18 protein-coding genes and 1 pseudogene are annotated in these 19399 nt (G+C 41.6%); 8 read left to right on the top strand and 11 right to left on the bottom strand.

Going from position 1 to position 19399, the window contains the following annotated elements; translation table 11 throughout:
* From ACFQV5_RS15310 to ACFQV5_RS15285, 6 genes are all read right to left on the bottom strand, one after another.
* The gene (locus ACFQV5_RS15310) at positions 1 to 306 is read right to left on the bottom strand and encodes a hypothetical protein (RefSeq protein WP_379248208.1); all 306 of its coding nucleotides are present in this window, start codon (positions 304 to 306) and stop codon (positions 1 to 3) included.
* Between the two features lie 188 nt (positions 307 to 494).
* The gene (locus tag ACFQV5_RS15305; protein ID WP_379248207.1) at positions 495 to 743 is read right to left on the bottom strand and encodes a hypothetical protein; all 249 of its coding nucleotides are present in this window, start codon (positions 741 to 743) and stop codon (positions 495 to 497) included.
* A gap of 228 nt (positions 744 to 971) precedes the next feature.
* The gene (locus ACFQV5_RS15300; protein ID WP_379248206.1) at positions 972 to 2192 is read right to left on the bottom strand and encodes a DHH family phosphoesterase; all 1221 of its coding nucleotides are present in this window, start codon (positions 2190 to 2192) and stop codon (positions 972 to 974) included.
* 167 nt (positions 2193 to 2359) lie between these two features.
* Positions 2360 to 2674 (bottom strand): rhodanese-like domain-containing protein, encoded by a 315-nt coding sequence (locus tag ACFQV5_RS15295; protein WP_379248205.1) that lies wholly within the window; start codon positions 2672 to 2674, stop codon positions 2360 to 2362.
* 250 nt (positions 2675 to 2924) lie between these two features.
* A complete protein-coding gene (locus ACFQV5_RS15290; protein WP_379248204.1) occupies positions 2925 to 4850 on the bottom strand; it encodes an LTA synthase family protein in 1926 nt (641 codons plus the stop codon).
* A 103-nt stretch (positions 4851 to 4953) separates the two neighbouring features.
* Complete coding sequence (locus ACFQV5_RS15285) at positions 4954 to 5874, bottom strand: DMT family transporter (RefSeq protein WP_379248203.1); 921 nt, start codon at positions 5872 to 5874, stop codon at positions 4954 to 4956.
* A gap of 127 nt (positions 5875 to 6001) precedes the next feature.
* Between ACFQV5_RS15285 and ACFQV5_RS15280 the strand changes: the two genes are divergently transcribed.
* A complete protein-coding gene (locus ACFQV5_RS15280; RefSeq protein ID WP_379248202.1) occupies positions 6002 to 7354 on the top strand; it encodes a TrkH family potassium uptake protein in 1353 nt (450 codons plus the stop codon).
* Between the two features lie 109 nt (positions 7355 to 7463).
* On the opposite strand, the gene ACFQV5_RS15275 is transcribed toward ACFQV5_RS15280, so the two are convergent.
* Positions 7464 to 7739 (bottom strand): hypothetical protein, encoded by a 276-nt coding sequence (locus ACFQV5_RS15275; RefSeq protein ID WP_379248201.1) that lies wholly within the window; start codon positions 7737 to 7739, stop codon positions 7464 to 7466.
* Between the two features lie 163 nt (positions 7740 to 7902).
* Here ACFQV5_RS15275 and ACFQV5_RS15270 point away from each other — a divergent pair, with 163 nt between their 5' ends.
* From ACFQV5_RS15270 to ACFQV5_RS15255, 4 genes are all read left to right on the top strand, one after another.
* Positions 7903 to 9135 carry an aminopeptidase gene (locus tag ACFQV5_RS15270; RefSeq protein WP_379248200.1) on the top strand — a complete coding sequence of 411 codons (1233 nt, stop codon included), beginning with the start codon at positions 7903 to 7905 and terminating at the stop codon, positions 9133 to 9135.
* A gap of 128 nt (positions 9136 to 9263) precedes the next feature.
* Positions 9264 to 10493, top strand: a complete 1230-nt coding sequence (locus ACFQV5_RS15265; protein WP_379248199.1) for an aminopeptidase — start codon at positions 9264 to 9266, stop codon at positions 10491 to 10493.
* Between the two features lie 207 nt (positions 10494 to 10700).
* On the top strand, positions 10701 to 11288 hold the full coding sequence (locus ACFQV5_RS15260; protein WP_379248198.1) for an RNA polymerase sigma factor: 588 nt from the start codon (positions 10701 to 10703) through the stop codon (positions 11286 to 11288).
* Complete coding sequence (locus ACFQV5_RS15255) at positions 11269 to 12081, top strand: DUF4367 domain-containing protein (protein ID WP_379248197.1); 813 nt, start codon at positions 11269 to 11271, stop codon at positions 12079 to 12081. The genes ACFQV5_RS15260 and ACFQV5_RS15255 overlap by 20 nt, the downstream gene beginning before the upstream one ends.
* Positions 12082 to 12128: 47 nt before the next feature.
* On the opposite strand, the gene ACFQV5_RS15250 is transcribed toward ACFQV5_RS15255, so the two are convergent.
* Both ACFQV5_RS15250 and ACFQV5_RS15245 read right to left on the bottom strand, forming a co-directional pair.
* Positions 12129 to 12620: a hypothetical protein gene (locus ACFQV5_RS15250; RefSeq protein WP_379248196.1), complete on the bottom strand. Its 492-nt coding sequence runs from the start codon at positions 12618 to 12620 to the stop codon at positions 12129 to 12131.
* Between the two features lie 184 nt (positions 12621 to 12804).
* Positions 12805 to 14121: a hemolysin family protein gene (locus ACFQV5_RS15245; RefSeq protein WP_379248195.1), complete on the bottom strand. Its 1317-nt coding sequence runs from the start codon at positions 14119 to 14121 to the stop codon at positions 12805 to 12807.
* 342 nt (positions 14122 to 14463) lie between these two features.
* Between ACFQV5_RS15245 and ACFQV5_RS15240 the strand changes: the two genes are divergently transcribed.
* Positions 14464 to 16317 (top strand): alkaline phosphatase, encoded by a 1854-nt coding sequence (locus tag ACFQV5_RS15240; protein WP_379248194.1) that lies wholly within the window; start codon positions 14464 to 14466, stop codon positions 16315 to 16317.
* A gap of 70 nt (positions 16318 to 16387) precedes the next feature.
* Here the strand turns inward: ACFQV5_RS15240 and gerQ are convergent, their stop codons facing one another.
* The gene (gerQ, locus tag ACFQV5_RS15235; protein WP_379248193.1) at positions 16388 to 16879 is read right to left on the bottom strand and encodes a spore coat protein GerQ; all 492 of its coding nucleotides are present in this window, start codon (positions 16877 to 16879) and stop codon (positions 16388 to 16390) included.
* A 35-nt stretch (positions 16880 to 16914) separates the two neighbouring features.
* Entirely contained in the window at positions 16915 to 17337 is a 423-nt protein-coding gene (locus tag ACFQV5_RS15230) for a cell wall hydrolase (RefSeq protein WP_379248192.1), read from the bottom strand.
* A 185-nt stretch (positions 17338 to 17522) separates the two neighbouring features.
* On the opposite strand from ACFQV5_RS15230, the pseudogene ACFQV5_RS15225 reads away from it, so the two are divergent.
* Both ACFQV5_RS15225 and ACFQV5_RS15220 read left to right on the top strand, forming a co-directional pair.
* Positions 17523 to 18511, top strand: a pseudogene (locus ACFQV5_RS15225) (carbohydrate ABC transporter permease).
* Entirely contained in the window at positions 18508 to 19332 is an 825-nt protein-coding gene (locus ACFQV5_RS15220; protein ID WP_379248191.1) for a carbohydrate ABC transporter permease, read from the top strand. Before ACFQV5_RS15225 ends, ACFQV5_RS15220 begins: the two are co-directional and overlap by 4 nt.
* The last annotated feature ends 67 nt before the right edge of the window (positions 19333 to 19399 follow it).

The following is a 19399-nucleotide window of genomic DNA, read 5'->3' as shown; positions in this document are numbered from 1 at the left end:
CTAAAGATCTTGTGATGACTCAGCTTGTCCGCCCCACATCATTGAACCATTATGATGACTGCGCATCATGCCGTTATACGATCCCTCTTCGCGATTCTGTACTTGATTTTGCATCATTCCATTATTGTTCCCATGGCAATCTTGATACATTTCATTCAACTGCTGATCCGAAGCTCCTGGATGCATTTGCTTCATAAATGGCAGCATCTCCTGAAATGACATTTCATTGGTTTCTGCATAAACAGCTGTTCCGATTCCTAAAGTAAGTACAGCAACACCTAATCCGGCAATCCATTTGTTTTTCATGATGTTATCGCCTCCTATAAATTCATCATAATAATAAATGATGTAGTTTCTGTGTGGAGAATGTGAATCTGTTGTGAATTAATGTCCACTATAGGCATCTCCACCGAAAGTAATTTGTTTAACAATAGAGAAATAGCGCTCCCTGATTCATCAAGGAGCGCTATTTTATTTTGTCTATCCGTAAATCATTAACGAATCAATCCGATTTGTGTTCCTATAATAAGACTTTCCCAATTATATAATGTTTCGCTATCGTCGCCGCGATCACTGTCTTGATACTTTTCATTGGATTGGTTATTGGTAACTTGGGGTTGCGTTTGTTTCATAAACGGTAGCATATCTTGCACAGTCATCTGATTGGATTCTGCATAAGCAGCTGTTCCGATCCCCAAAGCTAGTACTACAACACCTAATCCGACAAACCATTTGTTCTTCATGATGTAATCGCCTCCCTGTATATTTCTATATTAATAAAAAATGACATGAATGAACGGTAGACCTGTGACTTTATTGTGAATATTTTCTCAAACTTTAATTTAAATTAAAAAGGAATAATCTTGAGCATCCTAGTGCTTATAGATTCTCTGAACGTACCAGAGTAAGTATATCATCTACCAGTACGTTCAGAGTATGATCTCAAGTATTAGCTTCCTCTTACTTCCGCGTTACCCGCTTGTCGAATTCGTATTACGGGTACGTATATCCCTCACTTGGTTCGTTAACATGCTGACATAGACCTCATCCTTGGCAAGCCAAGCACCGTAGTTACGTTTAACATGTCTTTCCGCCTCATCAAACGTGGGAAAATGAAATGATAGTTGTTCGTTATTCCATTCCACTACCCACTGCCCAGACGGCGATAAATAGATGAATATCTGGTCTTCACCCCAGCTTTCATAGAGAACGCCCGTTTCAGAACCTTTTACATTATACTGGTTGCGCGTCGCATCCGTTCTGATTGGTTCCAGCTCGAACGTTTCTTCCACATACAGACGAAATACTTCGTCCGTGATCATACATCCTGAGGCTTTGGCATGCCCTCCCCCGCTAAAACGCATAGCAATGGCCGAGACGTCGATGTCATCATGAATCGTACGCAGACTCATCTTACGGCTTCCCATGTTAAGTATGGCTATGTAATCCAGATGTGAGTAGCCAGAACCAAGTTCACTAGCTAATTCCGAATGATAAGATTCAGCATATACAATCCCCACACATTTATTTTCAATGAAGGTTTGGATGATCTCCCTTCTTTTACGGCGGATATAGCGTTCAATTTTATTCTCCTCCATGTCCAGGATCTTCACTTCAAACTCATCGAACAGAAATCCTTGAGGACTTTGGAGCCGCTCTATCATCTTCTCTTCAAATTCATCCAGTGCGATCATATAGAAGAGGTCATTCAGCCGCTTAGCTTCGATCTTGTTCTCGGCTTCCCATTCCCATGTATCATAAAGTCTAACCAATTCCACGAATTGATCCATCGTTTCCGTACGGGTGAGCATATCATGTGTAATTAAATACTCATACAATAATGAAGTAGCTGAAGAGGCCCGGCCGTCCGTATGTAACACATCCACTTGTGCCCATGAATAGTTGTTAAAATGCTCCGCCGTTTTATGGTGATCAATCAGCCTTACCTTGCCACCTTCCTTAACATATTCATTTAGACGCTGCTCTAATTCACTGTTGACTGTTAGATCTGTAATAAACAGCATATTATCTGTATTTCCCTGGGAGCTTGCTTTGTTTAAATACTTTTCAACCTGTATATTGATTCCGCTGATGGAATTGTAGCGTATATCGACATCATCCCCGAACGCACACTTTGCGATAATGCCACATCCGACTCCATCCAAATCATTATGGCTGTATAAATAATGCATGAAGTTGAACAGCTCCTTATAAAAATGTCATACCCAGCTCTAACTTTCCCTTATAATTCCCATTTTACTCACGCGTCTCTAAAGGATTATGTTTGCCAAACAGGTTTTCGACCATAGAAAAAAGCCTGACAGCCTACGGCTAGACAGACTTGATTAAATGCTTCATGTTAGCGATTAGAAGGACATCCCTTACAGTTATCGGTTAAATACGATAATGATGTAAACCCGGCTTTCTTCAATTTACGAGCAGCAAGGATTCCCTCAGACCATTTAGGCGTTACAATAATGACTTCGTCTTCCGGGTTCAATTCTTTATCCCAAACGTAAGGAAGGCGGCCGAGTGAGATATTAACCGACTCCTTAATATGACTATGATCTGCTGTGTATTCTGAGACATCTCGAACGTCTAACACTTTTAGATTGGGTCGTTCCTGCTTCGCCTGAGCTAATTCACTGCACTTCATCAGCTTTAAACCGTTCATAGGAACCCACCGTCGATAAGCGTAAATGAATAGCACGCTTATGAAGAAATATAAGAAATACAAAGCCTCTTACCTCCCCTAGGCCAGCGAATAACCTTTTGAGATTAATGATATTATGAGTTAGATAATCCAATTTCGAATTACCCCTGCGGGTATAATATTATGATGTCATAAGTCAGTTGTCAAGAGACTAAGCTGATATTTCAATTAACAAAAGAAGAACCGCACAATAACTGCGGTTCTTCTTCATTTAAGGCGCTCTGTTCGGTAGCAGCTTCACATATTCATCTGACAATTTCATCAGCTTCAGCACATAATCGTAGTCTTCTCGATATGGAGATATATCCGATACAGGCTCTAGCGTTTTTAAAGATATGGCAGAACCATCATCAAAACCATCACCGGGTACAAACATGACCTCATTGTTAAAGAACGAACCGGTAGGCAAGTAGTATCTCATACCAATGACATTTTTTTCGATGTTAAGCAGGTCCTGTCCAAGAGCGGTGAACTGTTTCTCTTTTAATGATATACCCATAATATTAGCGATGGTTGGCATAATGTCTACTTGACCACCAACCTGCTCAATGGTCTTCCCTTCGGTTAAACCAGGGATGTGAATCATCAGCGGAATATTAAATCGACTGACCTGATCATGATAAGGAATTCCAAGGTTAGACGTAATTAAGCTGGATTCGGTGTCTTTGCTATTAATGCCTTGATGATCCCCATAAACAACTAGGACGGTGTCTTCCCACAGTCCATTCAATTTTAGCGATTCAATCAGTTGACCGAGCGCATAATCAGAATAGTTGACTGCATCAAGATAATTACCTAGCTGAGTTCCGACAAGTTCTTCTGGAATCTGTATTTTCGAAAATTCTTCAGGCACCGTAAATGGAGAGTGACTCGAGACAGTCACGAATTGAGCATAAAACGGTTTGTTATCTTGGTGTACATCCATTATCTTTTCTAAGCCTACTCGATATAACTCTTCATCTGAAGGACCAAAAGAATTGAAATGATCATTCGTATAGTAAGGCTTGTCATAGAAATGATCAAATCCTAGAGCAGGATACATCTTGCTTCGATCCCAGAAGCTAACTTCGTTGACATGAAACGTATTACTCACATATCCTAATTCACCAAGCAGCTTAGGCAGACTAGGGAGCTCTTTGCCTCCAAATCCAGTAGACATCGCAACAGAGCCTAATGGATAGATGGAAGTATTCGATAAGAACTCAGCATCTGATGTATTACCTTGACCAATCTGCTGATAAACATAAGGGAAATACAATCCCTCATCAGCAAGCTGGTTCATCACTGGGGTCAATACTTGATTGTTCAAAGATTGATGGATCGGAAAGTTTTGTAAAGACTCCATCTGTACGACGATGAGGTTTTTACCTTTACCAGCCCCGAAATAATTAGGGATTTTACCGATTTCGTCCACGTTTTGGTAAGGGTAGCTTTCCTGAAGTTGTCTGATCTCTTTGACCGTATCATCCAGGTTTGCTTGCGCTAATTCTTTGTTCTCCTGTCTGTTTTTTGCAATAGCAGCGACTTGATAGTTTATAAAACCCATCTGTTCCGCACGAACGAGCTCATTCTCTATATTCCATCCTTTACGGATAAATAAACCGGATACCACAACTCCAACAATTAGCAGTCCTGCCATACTCAGTTTCCACACAGATACTTTTCTAGAACCTCTATAGGAGGGTTGGCTGAATGTTGTGAACTCTCTTGGCTGAACCCTGCGCTTACGAACACGATTCACGATCCAGAAGATGCCCATAACCACAATATCTACGAAGAAAATGAAATGCTCGGGTTCAATTAAAGTTGTAATACTAGAGCGAACTTGATGAACTTGTCCAAGACCGGATAACGCTGTATAAGTTGGTATGGAGCCGAAGTATACATTGTAAATTGCAGATGCAAATAATATGACTGATATGATCAGATTAAATACCCAATACGATACATGTCTGGCTTTCATAGGAATCAAAAGCTCTAGGAGACTCAGCAATACTAACAAGGAAAAAATATCGGTTAAGACTTTCCCCCACATCACTTCATTAAATAAAAACAATCTAAGAAGCATTAACTTCAGCAGCATGAGCAAAAACACACCGCAGAACAATGCTAATCTTTGTTTCTTAGTTCTTTCCATGCTCATTCTCCCTGTCTTTCCTGTGATTTATTATGTTAAGAATTGTTCCCTATTATAACAGGTAAGTAAACCTCTATCTAATTAGTCATCATCTATGTGGTTTTTACACTTCTGACAAACCTGCTACAGCTTCTTCACTGGTTGTTCGGGAAGGCCGGACATATAAGAATAGGATGAGTCCAAGCATCACTATTGCCCCGCCTGCTACCTGCAGACCGTTCATCGTCTCATTAAGTAGTATAAAGGCAAGCAGACTTGCCCCAACAGGCTCCCCGAGAACACTCATCGACACCGTAGAGGCTGAAGAGTATCGCATCAACCAGTTAAACAGCAGATGTCCAAATACAGTAGGTACGATAGCAAGTAGCAGGAATATTCCCCATTCTCTAGGTGGATAGCCTGTCATCGGAATACCGGATAATCCATTGTAAGCAGCAAGGAATATGGAAGCAAAGGCAAATACGAACCAGCTATATAAAAATGGAGGAATCCGTTTAAGTACCATCTGCCCAAGCAGCATATGTACTGCAACTGCCATCGTTCCGAACAGCGACATCAGATCTCCCTTAAGATGCGTACCCCCTCCGCTTAAACCACCTTTTCCAATAAGGAGAAAGACACCAATAAATGCTATACCCATGCCAGCGATCGCTGATAACGATGTCTTCTCCTTAAACAGTATGTACGCTCCAATCATGACAAACAGAGGCTGTAGTGCTAGTATTATTGTCGAGTTTGCCACGCTTGTCCACTGCAAGGACCCCATCCAGAGCAAGAAGTGAACGGCAAGCATTGTTCCAGAGGCCACAAGTTTTACTATATCTGCACCTGTAAATTTTCGAAGCTCTGGAATGTACTTAAAGCAAAAAGGAAGCATTAATAGCATCGTGATCATTAGTCTGTACATGGCTTGGATCGACACAGGCGAATCCGACCATTTAACGAAGATTGAAGAAAATGATATGGCTGTTATACCTATAAAAAGAGGAATAGCAACCGGAATTGGCGGTTTTTGTTGATTCATGATGGTTAAAAGTCTCACCTTTCGTGTATTATTAGAGAATGATTTATTACTAAACATTCTGCCTAAGATTTATATCATTATATTTTCATCAGAATGCTCAAATGTGTAAGGAGATAAGTTACATACTATGAAAAAGAAACAGCAACGACCTCGGATGAGTCCACCCAAATTTTTAGCCATCGGCTTCGTTACTATTGCGCTTATAGGCACCTTTCTGCTTATGCTTCCGATTTCAGGAGAACAAGGCATACATACAAGACTAGTCGATGCTTTCTTTACAGCTGTATCCGCAATTAGTGTTACGGGACTTACGGTTGTAGATACAGGGACGCACTGGTCAACTTTTGGACAGATTGTTATTCTCATGCTCATTCAACTTGGAGGCTTAGGCTTCATGACCTCTGCCACCTGGATCGCGCTTGTGCTTAATCGCAGAATATCTCTGCGGGAACGGATGATTTTACAGGAAGCCATGGGTCAATACCAGATCCAAGGGATTGTGGACCTAATCCGGCGTGTTCTAGTCTATGCCTTTACAATTGAAGGTATTGGTGCATTTCTTCTGACTTTGCGGTTTTGGAAAGAGATGCCGCTTACTGACGCTCTTTATCTCGGTGTCTTTCAGAGTGTTTCCATATTCAATAATGCCGGGTTCGATTTACTCGGAAGTATTCATGGTCCGTTTACCGGTTTTGTAATCTATGGGACTGATCCCATACTTAATATCATCAACATGTGCCTTATCTTCCTTGGTGGCATTGGATTCATCGTCATGTTTGATGTTATGGAATTTCCCAAATGTCGCAAACTGTCTTTGCATTCCAAAGTCGTACTCTCGGTATCAGGTGCGTTAATACTCATCGGTGCATTTGCTCTGTTTGCACTAGAATTCAGTAATCCCAAAACACTCGGATCCCTCTCCTATCCGCAAAAGGTTATGGCGTCCTTCTTCCAATCGATTACTTCTCGGTCTGGGGGTATAAGTACAATCAACATCGGTGAACTTCAGCAATCCTCTCAATTTTTCTTAATCATGCTCATGTTCATCGGAGCTGCTCCCGGTTCCACGGGTGGAGGTATTAAAGTAACCACCTTTGCCGTACTGGTTGGATCTGTGATCACGATGATAAAAGGAAAACGTGACGTTGTTCTGTTTAGGAACCGTATTTCTGAAGCCATTGTCTATAAAGCAGTTACGTTAACCATTATTTCACTGCTGGTTTTGGTTGGTTTCTCGATGTTCCTTTCGGCTACGGAATCCAGTGATTTTCTAACCATTCTGTTTGAAGCCGTATCTGCATTCTGTACGGTAGGTCTATCTATGGGGCTTTCAACCGAATTAACCGATGTAGGTAAATTCACGGTTGCGATTCTGATGTTACTTGGACGCCTCGGGCCACTAACTTTAGCTTATGCTCTGAATCGTAAACGTTATAAAGATCTGTACCGTCATCCTGAAGGCAGAATCATCATCGGATAATAGAATGAAATAGAATATTCCTGCCTGAATCACAGAACAAACCGTCCGCTCCCATCAAGGAGTAGGACGGTTTGTCTGTTTTCACCCCTTTTTATGTAAGGGGCGTGAATTAAGCCTCGAATCCACCAGCGTCGATGGCCGCATCAAGCAGATCATCGAACAAATCATCGTTCTCTTCGATAAGAGCATCGACTTTCAGAAAATCCTCTTCCGGTCCGGATTCCCCAGCAAAGTTCAAACTATAATCCCAGTCTTTCCCGTTCTTGCTTAAGAACGTAATTTCATATGCGGCAGCTTGTCCTTCCATTGTAAAAACCGCATACCCTACAAAATTATTCTCTTCATCACGGCGCATATCTGCGCGTTCGATGGTTAACTGTGACATGAGTCCACTCTCCTTAATTAATGCTTAGCCTAATGCTTAACCTGATACTCACAGATCACAGTATATCATTTTTTGATGTGTTCGATTAGAATTTTTCATCTGCTGGGCAATCTAGTATAATGTGGTTATGATTTTAAAAAATTATGTAATTGGAGGGTACCAAATGTCCGACTTTAAATCATCCCTGGACAAATATGCGGAATTGACTGTAAAAGTAGGGGTCAATGTACAGAAGGGGCAGACCTTAGTGGTCCACGCACCAGTAGAATCCGCTGAATTTATTCGCTTAATCGCTGCTAAAGCGTACGAAGCGGGGGCCCGCCTGGTCAAAGTGATCTGGAACGATGAAAGCTTAACACGCCTTCAGTATGAGAAATCCTCTGATGATGTGTTTACAGAAAAACCAAAATGGTTTGCTGGTGAAATGGTTGAACTCGTAGAGAACGGTGCAGCTGTACTACATGTACTAGCAGAGAACCCGGATCTTCTGAATGGGATTGATCCCGAAAGAATTGCGAACTTCTATAAAACACGCGGCGAAGCTATGAAGCAGTATCGTGCTTATCAGCAAGCTGATAAATTTAGCTGGTGCCTGATTGCTGTTCCATCCCCTTCTTGGGCTGCTAAAGTGTTCCCTGATGTACCTGAAGCTGAACAAATGGACAAACTGTGGGAAGCTATTTTCCATACCGTTCGTGTAGATCAAGATAACCCGGTTGAAGCTTGGCAAGAGCATTTGAAAGTTCTTGATCAGAAATCAGCTGTATTAAATCAAAAGAAATATAAAGCTTTGCATTACATAGCTCCTGGCACCGATCTAACGATTGAGCTTCCGAAGGGACATATTTGGGCTCAAGGAGATAGCATTAATGAGAAGGGTCACACCTTCGTTGCTAATATGCCTACAGAAGAAGTCTTCACAGCTCCATTAAAGACTGGAGTCAACGGCACCGTAAGCAGCACCAAACCGCTAAGTTACGCTGGAAATATTGTAGATAAATTCTCACTTACATTTGAGAACGGTAAAGTTGTCAGCTTTACAGCTGAGCAAGGATACGAAACATTAGAGCGATTGCTCAATATGGATGAAGGTGCACGATATTTAGGTGAGGTTGCTCTCGTTCCCCACAAGTCTCCTATCTCCGAATCCAATATTTTATATTACAACACACTATTTGATGAGAATGCCTCCAACCATTTGGCAATCGGAAGTGCGTATGCATTTTGCCTAGAGGGTGGTAAGGAAATGTCTCAAGATGACCTCGTGAAGCATGGTCTGAATACGAGTGTTACACACGTTGATTTCATGATTGGCTCCGCTGATATGGATATAAACGGTATTACTGAAGATGGCCATGAAGAGCCGGTATTCCGTAACGGAAACTGGGCATTTTAATCCACGACACAGCACCGAAATCCTTAGGGATTAGGTCGCTGTGTCTCTTCGTAAAGCGGCCTCTCCCACTCTATTATTGACCTGAGGTTGATTATACTAATACACATGATGTCTGGAGGATATTATATATGCTTACCTTTGAACAAAAACTTGAGCGTTATGCTGAACTGGCTGTAAAGGTCGGTGCTAACGTACAACCGGAACAAACCTTGGTTGTGAACGCTATGATTGAAGCTGCAGAGCTTGTTCGTCTCGTTGTTAAAAAAGCGTACGAAGCAGGTGCTAAGAACGTTAAAGTTAATTACAGCGACGAACAGGTTAACCGTATTCGTTATGATATGGCATCTGATGAATCTTTCCTCGAACCACCTAAGTACTATGCTGAGGAAATGACTGAGCTAGCTGAGAATGGTGCTGCCTTCATGACGATTCTCTCCGCTAATCCTGATCTGATGAAAGGCGTCAATCCAGAACGAATTTCAAATCACCAGCGTACCTTTGGCTCTGCAATGGCTAAGTATCGCCAATATCAGCAATCTGACAAGATGAGCTGGACCGGTCTAGCTTTTGCATCGCCAGATTGGGCTGCAAAAGTGTTCCCTGATGCTCCACAGGATAAGCAAGTTCCAATGCTATGGGATGCGATATTCCAAGCGGTACGAGCAGATCAGGATGATCCGATTGCTGCTTGGGAGGAACATATTAACAAGCTTCAGCAAAAATCAGATGAGCTCAACAACAAAAAATATCATAAGCTCCATTTCGTTTCGGAAGGAACAGATCTAACAATTGAGTTGCCAGAAGGACATATTTGGGCGCAAGCTGGTAGCATTAATGAAAAAGGCGACCGGTTCGTAGCCAATATTCCAACTGAAGAAGTATTCACCGCTCCTTTAAAAACAGGAGTTAACGGCACTGTACGCAGTACGAAACCGCTGAGTTATGGCGGAAACATTATCGATAACTTCTCGATTACGTTTGAGAACGGACGTATCGTTGGTTTTACAGCTGAAGAAGGTCAAGATACACTTGCCCGTCTGATTGAAATGGATGAAGGCTCTCATTATTTAGGTGAAGTGGCATTGGTGCCTTATGCATCCCCCATCTCTGAGAGTGGTATCCTCTACTACACCACTTTATTTGATGAGAATGCATCCTGTCACTTGGCGATCGGAAGCGCCTATGCTTTTAACATCGAAGGCGGAAAAACGATGTCTGCAGAACAGCTTGCAGAAAGCGGGCTGAACGCGAGTATTACACATGTTGATTTTATGATGGGGTCTAAAGATCTGAACATAACGGGTATTACTCGTGATGGTAAGGAAGAACCTATCTTCGTGAATGGTAACTGGGCTTAAGTTCTAGTTGCAGAATTAAATAAGTATAATAAAACAGCGATTCTCTAATGATCTTAGAGAGTCGCTGTTTTATTATATCTTGATTACGCTTAATTCACGTTAATCTAACCGCGAATAAATTAGAAAATATTGGAGCGTTTCAAACGTAAATGAGTTAAAATAGTGAGAGGTTAAGCAAGAGGATACACCGGGGAAGGAGATAATCGCGTGTCTAACCGACTGCAACTACTCCTTGCAGCAGATTTTAGTGAAATAAGTGAGCCTCTTCAAGAGGAGGTTTACTACGAATTTTATGATTTGGTCTATGGACAAATTATGTATGTACTCCGAGACCACGCTGCTGTTGAGGACATCATTCAAGAATCATTCATAAAAGTAATAACAAATAAGCCTCTTTTTGATAATGAAAATAAATTAAAAGCATGGTTACGTGTGGTATCTAAAAATACAACAATGAATTATTTGAGAAAAAATAAAAAATACCGTAACCAAATGGATGTTGATCGTGTTTTTATAAGTGAAGAGCAAATGGATGCTTCTTCCACTAATGTTGAACATCAAGTTGAATCTAAAATGATGGAAGAATCAATCATACATTATTTAGATCAGTTAAAGCCTGAATATCGAGTACTCATTGAATATCGTTGGAAACACGGGTTATCTTACAGGGAAATCGCCGATCTACTGGACACCAGAGAAGAAATTGTCAAACAGCGACTATTTCGTGCCAGGGAATCCGTAAAAAAAATGCTTTATAAGGAGTGGGGTGTTTTGGATGAACAACGAAAAATATGATGATTGGTTTAATGAAGTTTTTGATCAAGCTTTTGAGCGCGCTGCAAACACCCCTTCACCAGTTAGTAATGACACCAAACGTAACTCCTGGCTACAAGTCAAGCAGCAACTCGCATTGAAGAACAAGCGGAAACAAAGCAGACGTAGATTTCAACTCGCCGCCGTCATTGCTGCATCTATGGCAATGGGCGCCATTATATTCTCACCACCAGCGGTTACTCAAGCGGTCTCTCCTATCTATCAGCAGATCAAGGAATGGGGCGACGGATTTGTAACCATTATATCTGGTAAGAAGACCCCATCATCGGGAACAGTAGCAAAGACTAGTCCCCCTATTGATGATGCAGAAGAAGTAGGTAATCTAGGTGAGAAATTGCTATGGAGTAGCTCCTCTGGGGATTACGATTTTACTTTAGAAGAAGTGAAATCCAAGTTAACATTTCCATACCCAGAATTCGCATACCTCCCGAATAATTATCAGTATAATGATGTCATAGTAGCTCCTAAGGATGATAAAGCACCGATTGATCAAATGACCGTTCAATATATATCGTCTGATAGCAAGCTTCTCAACATTTTATATATCGATTTAGAAGGTGATATCGCAGTAAGTACCGTCGGTTCTCCCGATTCAAAAACTCTTCACTTGAAATCAGGTACAGAAGCGATTTATTCAGAAATTTTCAGTAAGACCCATACCCTGCAATTTACACATAATAATGTGTTAATTCAGATTTTTGGAGAAGATATTAGCAAAAATGAACTGTTAAAGATTGCAAATAGCTTAAAATAAACAAATGGTGTACCCCATCGGGTACACCATTTGTTTTATTAATCCAATTATTGACCCATTAAGAGAGATTGAGTAAACAAGGTTTGTTCTTCATAGGTTGAACCTTTACGAACATAGTGTAGAGTTTTACCGCGATAATAATATCCATCAGAAGCGCTGAAACTCTTAGTTGAAGAATAAGTACTAGCATTAGAGGTAGACCCATCAATTATATCGATATCAATCCAAGTAGAACCTGTCCAACGTTGAAATTGAAAATAAACACCAATGAGGTCCATCGATTGATTTGCGTATGTAGTAGCTGTTAATTGCATGCTAGTAGTCGTCTTCTTTATTGAAGATGATGCATTCGATAAATAAGTACTCATTGGACTTACGGAGTTCAAATTCAATTCAATTGGCGGCGGAGTTGTCTTTGCACCAGGCTCCCTATCCGTTGTGGATGTGTCAGCGGATGCCCCTCCTGCAATCGCTAAACTTAACAACAACGTGGCTGAGAATGCAGTAATAACTCGAAAACGTTTATTCGTCTTTGACATAATTTTCACCTTTTTTCTCATTATTTTATTAAGCACCCACATTTTAACATTATGAATAACCTAAATATTTACAATTATTTCATCATTTTCTGTCATGTAAAATCATGTGAAGCGAAAGAGAACCCAAATAAGTAACATAAAAAGACAGTGGCTTAAAGCCACTGTCTTTCTGAACTGACACTTATTAGGCGCCAGCTTCCGCTTGTAATGCATGTTGTCTTATCAGACGTATGCGAGATATTCTCTTATTCTCTGTTTCTTCTACGATGAACAAGTATTCGCCATAAGAATAGGATTGACCTTTGTGCGGAAGAATGGCTTCCAAACGGGAAGAAAACCATCCGCCAATCGTATCATAATCCTCTGTTTCTACGTCCAGACCAAATTGATCATTGATTTCATCAATCAACATCAAACCGTCAATCGAATACTCATCTTCGGACACAATTTCAATACCTTGCCGTTCCTCATCGAACTCATCCTGGATTTCACCAACGATTTCCTCCATGATGTCTTCCAGTGTAACGAGTCCGGACGTTCCGCCGTATTCATCGATCAGAATAGCGATTTGTGTCTTGCTTCGCTGCATTCTTTTTAGCAGTTCACTGATCTGGATCGATTCAGGAACCGCGATAATCGGACGAATCAATGACAGTTGATCATGAACATGACCTCGCATCAGATCTTTAATATGAATGAAGCCAATAATGTGATCTTTATCTTCTTCACAGATCGGATAGCGGGTTCTCATGCCTTCAAGCGCAATATCGAGATTTTTGTCTACAGACAAATTTGTATACAGACAAATCATATCCGTTCGTGGAATCATGATTTCTCTTGCTGTTGTATCTGCAAACTCAAAAATATTATCAACTAAGGTTAGTTCCGTATTGTTAATCAATCCAATCTCGCTGCTCTCCTTCATCAGATCGCGAATCTCTTCCTCAGTATGGGCATTCCCTCTTTCAATGACTGGTGTCATCCGGAATAACCGCAGCAGACCGCTTGATAAACGGTTTACCAACCATATGATTGGATACATTATTTTATAAAAGACATACATCGGTCTAGCTGTTAAAAGCATAATCGACTCTGCCTTTCGAACAGCTACCGTCTTCGGAGCAAGTTCTCCAAAGACCATATGCATCACAGCAATTAACGTAAATGCAATCACAGTAGCCACGACATGCATTAAAGTATCTCCAAGCCCTAATGACTGAAACCATGGAGCTATCATCCACGCAATCGCACGTTCTCCGATCCATCCAAGTAAAATAGATGAAACCGTAATACCTAACTGGCAAGCGGACAAGTAATCATCTAGATTACGTAAAATCTTCTGTCCAATTCTTGCATTCTTGTTTCCTTCTTCAACAAGATTATCAATCCGGCTTCCTCTAACTTTTACAAAAGCTAATTCTGCAGATACAAAAAAACCGTTAAGTAATACTAAAAGCAATACCAAGGATATTCCTAACCAACTCGGTAAAGGGTCGCTCAATCGATCTCCTACCCGCCTTATCAATTGCTAAGACGAATAGGAACACCTCCTTCGGTTATTAAAAATGTGTGGAGCCATTATGCACAACAACGTATTCACAACACGCGTCAACTTCCCAATGGTCTCATCTCCTCATCTGATTAAACGTAAACAACCTATATAAGTAATTATATAGTTATACGATACACAGTCAAACTCGCTCTTATGACATAAAACTGCGATGTTACATGCTGTTTTTATGTTTATCACCATTTAACACTCATTTACACCAATTTGATGCTCTCTTAATGCTCTCCATTCATAATAGATCAAGAAGTACTATAATGAGGAGGATTTGGTATAATGAAGAACCGTTCAACTCGCATGACTGCTCTTCTGCTTACGCTTGTAACTGCCTTGGGAGGAACATCGCCCAGCCTTGCTTTTGCAGAAGGAGTAAGTGTAAATCAGGAAGTCTCCACTGCACCTGTCATTACGATTTTACCTATTGACGGAGCAGCGATATTAGCTGGACAGAAACTAGACTTTCAAGTAGAAGTTACGGGTCTTTCATCAACAGAAACATTACAGGTACTCGTTAACGGTAAGGATGCTTCATTATACTTCGGCAAAAAACCTGCAATAACGCACACAACAAAAGATCGTTCGGAATATACAATAAGGGATATTTCGTTTAACACACCTGGACAAATCACGATTCAAGCTTTAAGCAAACATAAAGGAAAGACCATTTCGACCACCGTCAATTATAACGTCTATCAAGCTATTGGGGACGGGAAGAAAGCAAAGAATGTAATTCTAATGGTCGGAGACGGGATGAGTGCGAACATTAGAACAGCAGCTCGCGTCGTATCCAAAGGTATGCAGCAGGGCAAGTTCAATGGCTGGCTGGAGATGGAGAAAATGGAGTCACTCGGTATGGTTACCACATCAGGCATGGACTCGATCGTCACAGATTCTGCTAACAGTGCATCTGCTTATGCCACAGGACATAAAACAGCAGTCAATGCTGAAGGTGTTTATCCGAATAATACTCCTGATCCGTTTGATGATCCCAAAGTGGAGAACATTATTGAATTATTAAAAAGAACACGAGGTATGTCAACAGGCCTTGTAACTACAGCGGACATAACAGATGCAACGCCAGCGGCTATGGCAAACCACACTCGCTCCCGTTATGAGTCTGAGTTTATTGCTAAATCCTATTTAGATCCAATACACCGTCCTGATGTGCTGCTTGGTGGCGGAAGAGAATGGTTCCTCCCCGCTTCAGACGGTGGCAAACGGAAAGATCAGATCAATCTGATTGATACCTATAAAAAAGAAGGCTACTCCTACGTCACGAATGCTTCTGAGCTCAACCAGGCTTCAGCGAACGGGAAACTCCTAGGTTTGTTTCGACCTGGGAATATGAATGTCTATTTTGATCGGGAGTATACACAACCAAACAATCCTGACATCGTTGGAGACTATAAAGATCAGCCTACACTAATGGAAATGACGTCTAAAGCACTAAATGTTCTGGATAACAATCAAAACGGATTTTTCCTCATGGTTGAAAGTGCTTCAATCGATAAACAAGCCCATACCATGGATATGGAACGAGTCTTATGGGATACCATTGAATTTGACCAGACCGTAGGACTTGTAAAGGATTATGTGCTTAAACACCCTGACACACTCGTTATCGTAACAGCCGATCACGGACACTCGATGACACTAAACGGTACTTTCTCCGTGAAAGATGCTTCGGGCAAATCAGGGGATGAACTACGTGAGCTTATTGGTACCTATGCGGATTCAAAATTCCCAACCTATGTAGATGCTGATGGAGACGGTTTTCCAGACAAACCGGATACTGATTGGAAGCTTGCTATTGGGTGGGGGAATCATCCAGATTACAATGATAATTATCTGACGAATCCGAAACCAATCAGTCCGACCATTCAAGATCCTACAGTAACGGATAAATCATGGTATATCGCTAATCCCGATAAGGACCCAGATGGAGTCCATTATAATGGTAACCTACCTCATGACGAGGGGCAGGAAGTCCATACCTTCGATGATGTACCGATCAATGCATCAGGTCCTGGGTCGTCTCTCTTTAATGGATATATGGATAATACGGAAGTATTCCGAAAAATCATGACCGCACTCCAGTTAGATCCAGTTAAAGAACAAGTGAAAAAATAATAATTGCATAATCAAAAGCCGCACGTCTCAATGAGATGTACGGCTTTTCATTTCGTCTGTACATTACTAATTATCTTGCCGTTGGCGGCGGATTGCCGATCACGCCCGGATATTGATAATGCAGAGGCTCATTAAACACAACATAGTCAAGATTCACCATAAGCAGAATGATTCTACGGCCGGTTTGAGGTTCACTGATGACAATATGATCGCGTCCAGCTGCTTCTATAACACCTGTAAAGATCTTTGCATTCCACTGGGAGTTGTTCTCATAAGTCATATAAAATGTTGCTTGTTTTCCGAGATTCAAACGCAAAATATTCTCAACATAGGATTGCTCAAACTGTGGAGGTGCAGGAACGACTTTACCGCCCGGAGTCATTGCAGCACCGCTCGGCATCTGTGGAGGAACATTACCTGTATATCCAGCGCCACGGTTTTGTTGCTGAGCTCCTTGCTGACCCCCTTGTTGGAATCCTTGCTGAAATCCTTGTTGTTGCTGGATACCTGGATATCCATTTCCAATCGTAAAGTTCCCAGGTGTGAATCCATTATTAAACATAAGTAATTTCCTCCTTTAATATGCAAAAAAGACGATTAGTATACACTCGGACAATCTTCATAAGTAGGCGCAAAAAAGCAGTGCGCTTTATAACGTCCCGTATTCGCTTGGTCGTACCAGGTCGGTGGGCAATCTCCCTCCGGCCGGAAAAACCACAATGCATTGTTGGCAGGCCAGGTCCGTTCACCATTGATAGCACGCTGAGCGAGCCTTCGATCCCGTTCCCTAGCTCTCTGATAAAAGTAGCCTTTCTGGGTAGCTTCAAATCCTCCCGGACTCTGGTAGACCATGTCGTTCATGTTGCGGATATTTTTGAAATCCATACAGTTTCCTAATATCCGGTTCACTCCGACATTACCGACCATGAGCATACCCTGATCGCCTTCACCTTCTGCCTCAGCACGCATCAACCTTGCCAACAAATCCACGTCTGATGAATTAGCCTTGATTACGGCCACAGTCCTCCTCCTCGCTTCCTTGTTTTCACGATGTATCTTATGTGCATCCGCCCAGTAAGGTGACTCCTTACAACATGATTTTTATAAATTACACTGATCTTACACAATCAGCCATCAGCTTTAATATCTCACTTCTATACTTAATGACGTAAGACCAAGCTGGAAAGTGAGGTAATGACTAACTTATGGAAAAAGAATTCACGCTCTCCTCTCCCATGCAATCGCAGCCACGATCGTCTTCACCTAAAAAGAAAGAATTGCTCACTGGGGCCAGAAGTGCGTCCATTACAAAAACCAGGCGCAAAGAAGTAATACTCGCTTATGTGCTATTAGCACCTTCTCTTCTGCTATTCGGCATCTTCTTGTTCTACCCGCTCCTGAAGTCAGTGTATCTCAGTTTATTTCTCACAGATCCACAAGGCCGGGTTGCCGAATTTGTCGGCATGGCTAACTTCAAAGAAATTGTCACTTCTGAAAAATTCTACACAAGTTTTACAAACACATTAATATTCATCGCATTAACAGTGCCTGCTGGTATAGCAGCAGCTTTACTCCTTGCAGGGTTAACTCATAACAAACTGATAGGCATGAAGGTATTCAGGTTCATATTCTCGTTACCGATGGCAGTATCAGTAGGTACCGGTTCCATGATCTGGATGATTATGTATCACCCTACTCTAGGAATACTTGAATACTTAATTATTTCTTACATCTCATTGGAATTAGTCCTGTACAATGGTTGACCGATCCCAAATGGGCCATGCTCTCCGTTTCATTAATGACCATTTGGATGAATCTTGGTTTTAATTACATTTTGATGCTAAGCGGGATGCAGGGTGTCTCCGACGACATTTATGACAGCACCAAAATCGATGGTTCAGGACCGCTGCGTACATTTTACAGAATTACACTGCCTTTGATCTCTCCTACACTATTCTTCACGCTTGTTGTCTCTGTCATAGGCGCTTTTCAGGCTTTCGGCCAAATTAATATTCTGACTAAAGGAGGCCCAATGAATAGTACGAATGTGATGGTGTACAACATTTATCAGGATGCGTTCATTAACTTTCGCTTTGGAATTGGAAGTGCTCAAGCACTCATCTTGTTTGCTATCATTCTTCTCCTCACCTTTGCCCAATTCAAATTTGTAGAAAAGAAGGTGCACTATCAATGAGCATGCGGCTATTACCCAAAAGCTTCATTTACTTATCATTGCTTATCAGTGCACTTATTGTTGCATTTCCCCTGCTTTACACCTTGTCGAACTCTATGATGAGTGAAGCTGAATCTGCCGTATATCCGCCGCCCTTACTGCCTTCCGCTCTGAATATGGACAATTTCGTAAAAGTCATAGATACCATTCCCGTCCTAAGATTCATTGGGAACAGTATGTTCGTTTCTGTGTCCATTATGGTAGGTCAGATAATCACCGCCAGTTTGGCGGCATATGCCTTTGCATTTCTCAGGTTTCCAGGCAAAACGCTGTTATTCAGCTTGTTTCTAGCCACGATGATGGTTCCATGGGAAGTGATTATGATTCCGAATTACCTAACTGTAAAAAGCCTGAACTGGCTTGATTCCTATACAGGACTTATCGTCCCTTTTCTTGCTACCGCATTCGGAACTTTTTTGCTTAGACAATATTTCATGCAGCTTCCTAAAGAGTTATTCGAGGCTGCGCGGGTCGATGGCTGCGGGCATTTAAGAATGTTCCTGAAGCTAGTGATGCCGCTATCTTTACCGGGAATAGCTACGCTCGGCGTTTACTCTTTTCTTAACAACTGGAATATGTATTTGTGGCCACTTCTGACTACCAATCGAGAGGAAATGCGCACAGTACAGATCGGTATTGGCATGCTTCAGTTTGAGGAAATGAACTCGTGGAATTTAATTCTGGCCGGGGTGTTAACTCTACTACTCCCTTCTCTATTGCTGCTTGCTCTTGGGCTAAAACCACTTCTTCGTGGAATTACTGCAGGAGCGCTCAAAGGTTAACAGACCACCTTGATAAGACTGATGAATCCATATTATCCTTGCGGGGCCAAATATGCTTGGCAACTGC

This window comes from Paenibacillus sp. GCM10028914 (assembly GCF_042666275.1).
In the GTDB taxonomy this organism is placed as follows: Bacteria; Bacillota; Bacilli; order Paenibacillales; family Paenibacillaceae; genus Paenibacillus_AQ.
The sequence above is the reverse complement of the archived record's forward strand: the minus strand, read 5'-3'. Positions and strand labels throughout refer to the sequence as shown.

What these genes read in the sequence shown, in the direction of transcription:
- ACFQV5_RS15310 (WP_379248208.1), bottom strand. Translation starts at nt 306, where the DNA reads ATGAAAAACAAATGGATTGCCGGATTAGGTGTTGCTGTACTTACTTTA.
- ACFQV5_RS15305 (WP_379248207.1), bottom strand. Translation starts at nt 743, where the DNA reads ATGAAGAACAAATGGTTTGTCGGATTAGGTGTTGTAGTACTAGCTTTG.
- ACFQV5_RS15300 (WP_379248206.1), bottom strand. Translation starts at nt 2,192, where the DNA reads ATGCATTATTTATACAGCCATAATGATTTGGATGGAGTCGGATGTGGC.
- ACFQV5_RS15295 (WP_379248205.1), bottom strand. Translation starts at nt 2,674, where the DNA reads ATGAACGGTTTAAAGCTGATGAAGTGCAGTGAATTAGCTCAGGCGAAG.
- ACFQV5_RS15290 (WP_379248204.1), bottom strand. Translation starts at nt 4,850, where the DNA reads ATGGAAAGAACTAAGAAACAAAGATTAGCATTGTTCTGCGGTGTGTTT.
- ACFQV5_RS15285 (WP_379248203.1), bottom strand. Translation starts at nt 5,874, where the DNA reads ATGAATCAACAAAAACCGCCAATTCCGGTTGCTATTCCTCTTTTTATA.
- ACFQV5_RS15280 (WP_379248202.1), top strand. Translation starts at nt 6,002, where the DNA reads ATGAAAAAGAAACAGCAACGACCTCGGATGAGTCCACCCAAATTTTTA.
- ACFQV5_RS15275 (WP_379248201.1), bottom strand. Translation starts at nt 7,739, where the DNA reads ATGTCACAGTTAACCATCGAACGCGCAGATATGCGCCGTGATGAAGAG.
- ACFQV5_RS15270 (WP_379248200.1), top strand. Translation starts at nt 7,903, where the DNA reads ATGTCCGACTTTAAATCATCCCTGGACAAATATGCGGAATTGACTGTA.
- ACFQV5_RS15265 (WP_379248199.1), top strand. Translation starts at nt 9,264, where the DNA reads ATGCTTACCTTTGAACAAAAACTTGAGCGTTATGCTGAACTGGCTGTA.
- ACFQV5_RS15255 (WP_379248197.1), top strand. Translation starts at nt 11,269, where the DNA reads ATGAACAACGAAAAATATGATGATTGGTTTAATGAAGTTTTTGATCAA.
- ACFQV5_RS15250 (WP_379248196.1), bottom strand. Translation starts at nt 12,620, where the DNA reads ATGTCAAAGACGAATAAACGTTTTCGAGTTATTACTGCATTCTCAGCC.
- ACFQV5_RS15240 (WP_379248194.1), top strand. Translation starts at nt 14,464, where the DNA reads ATGAAGAACCGTTCAACTCGCATGACTGCTCTTCTGCTTACGCTTGTA.
- gerQ (WP_379248193.1), bottom strand. Translation starts at nt 16,879, where the DNA reads ATGTTTAATAATGGATTCACACCTGGGAACTTTACGATTGGAAATGGA.
- ACFQV5_RS15220 (WP_379248191.1), top strand. Translation starts at nt 18,508, where the DNA reads ATGAGCATGCGGCTATTACCCAAAAGCTTCATTTACTTATCATTGCTT.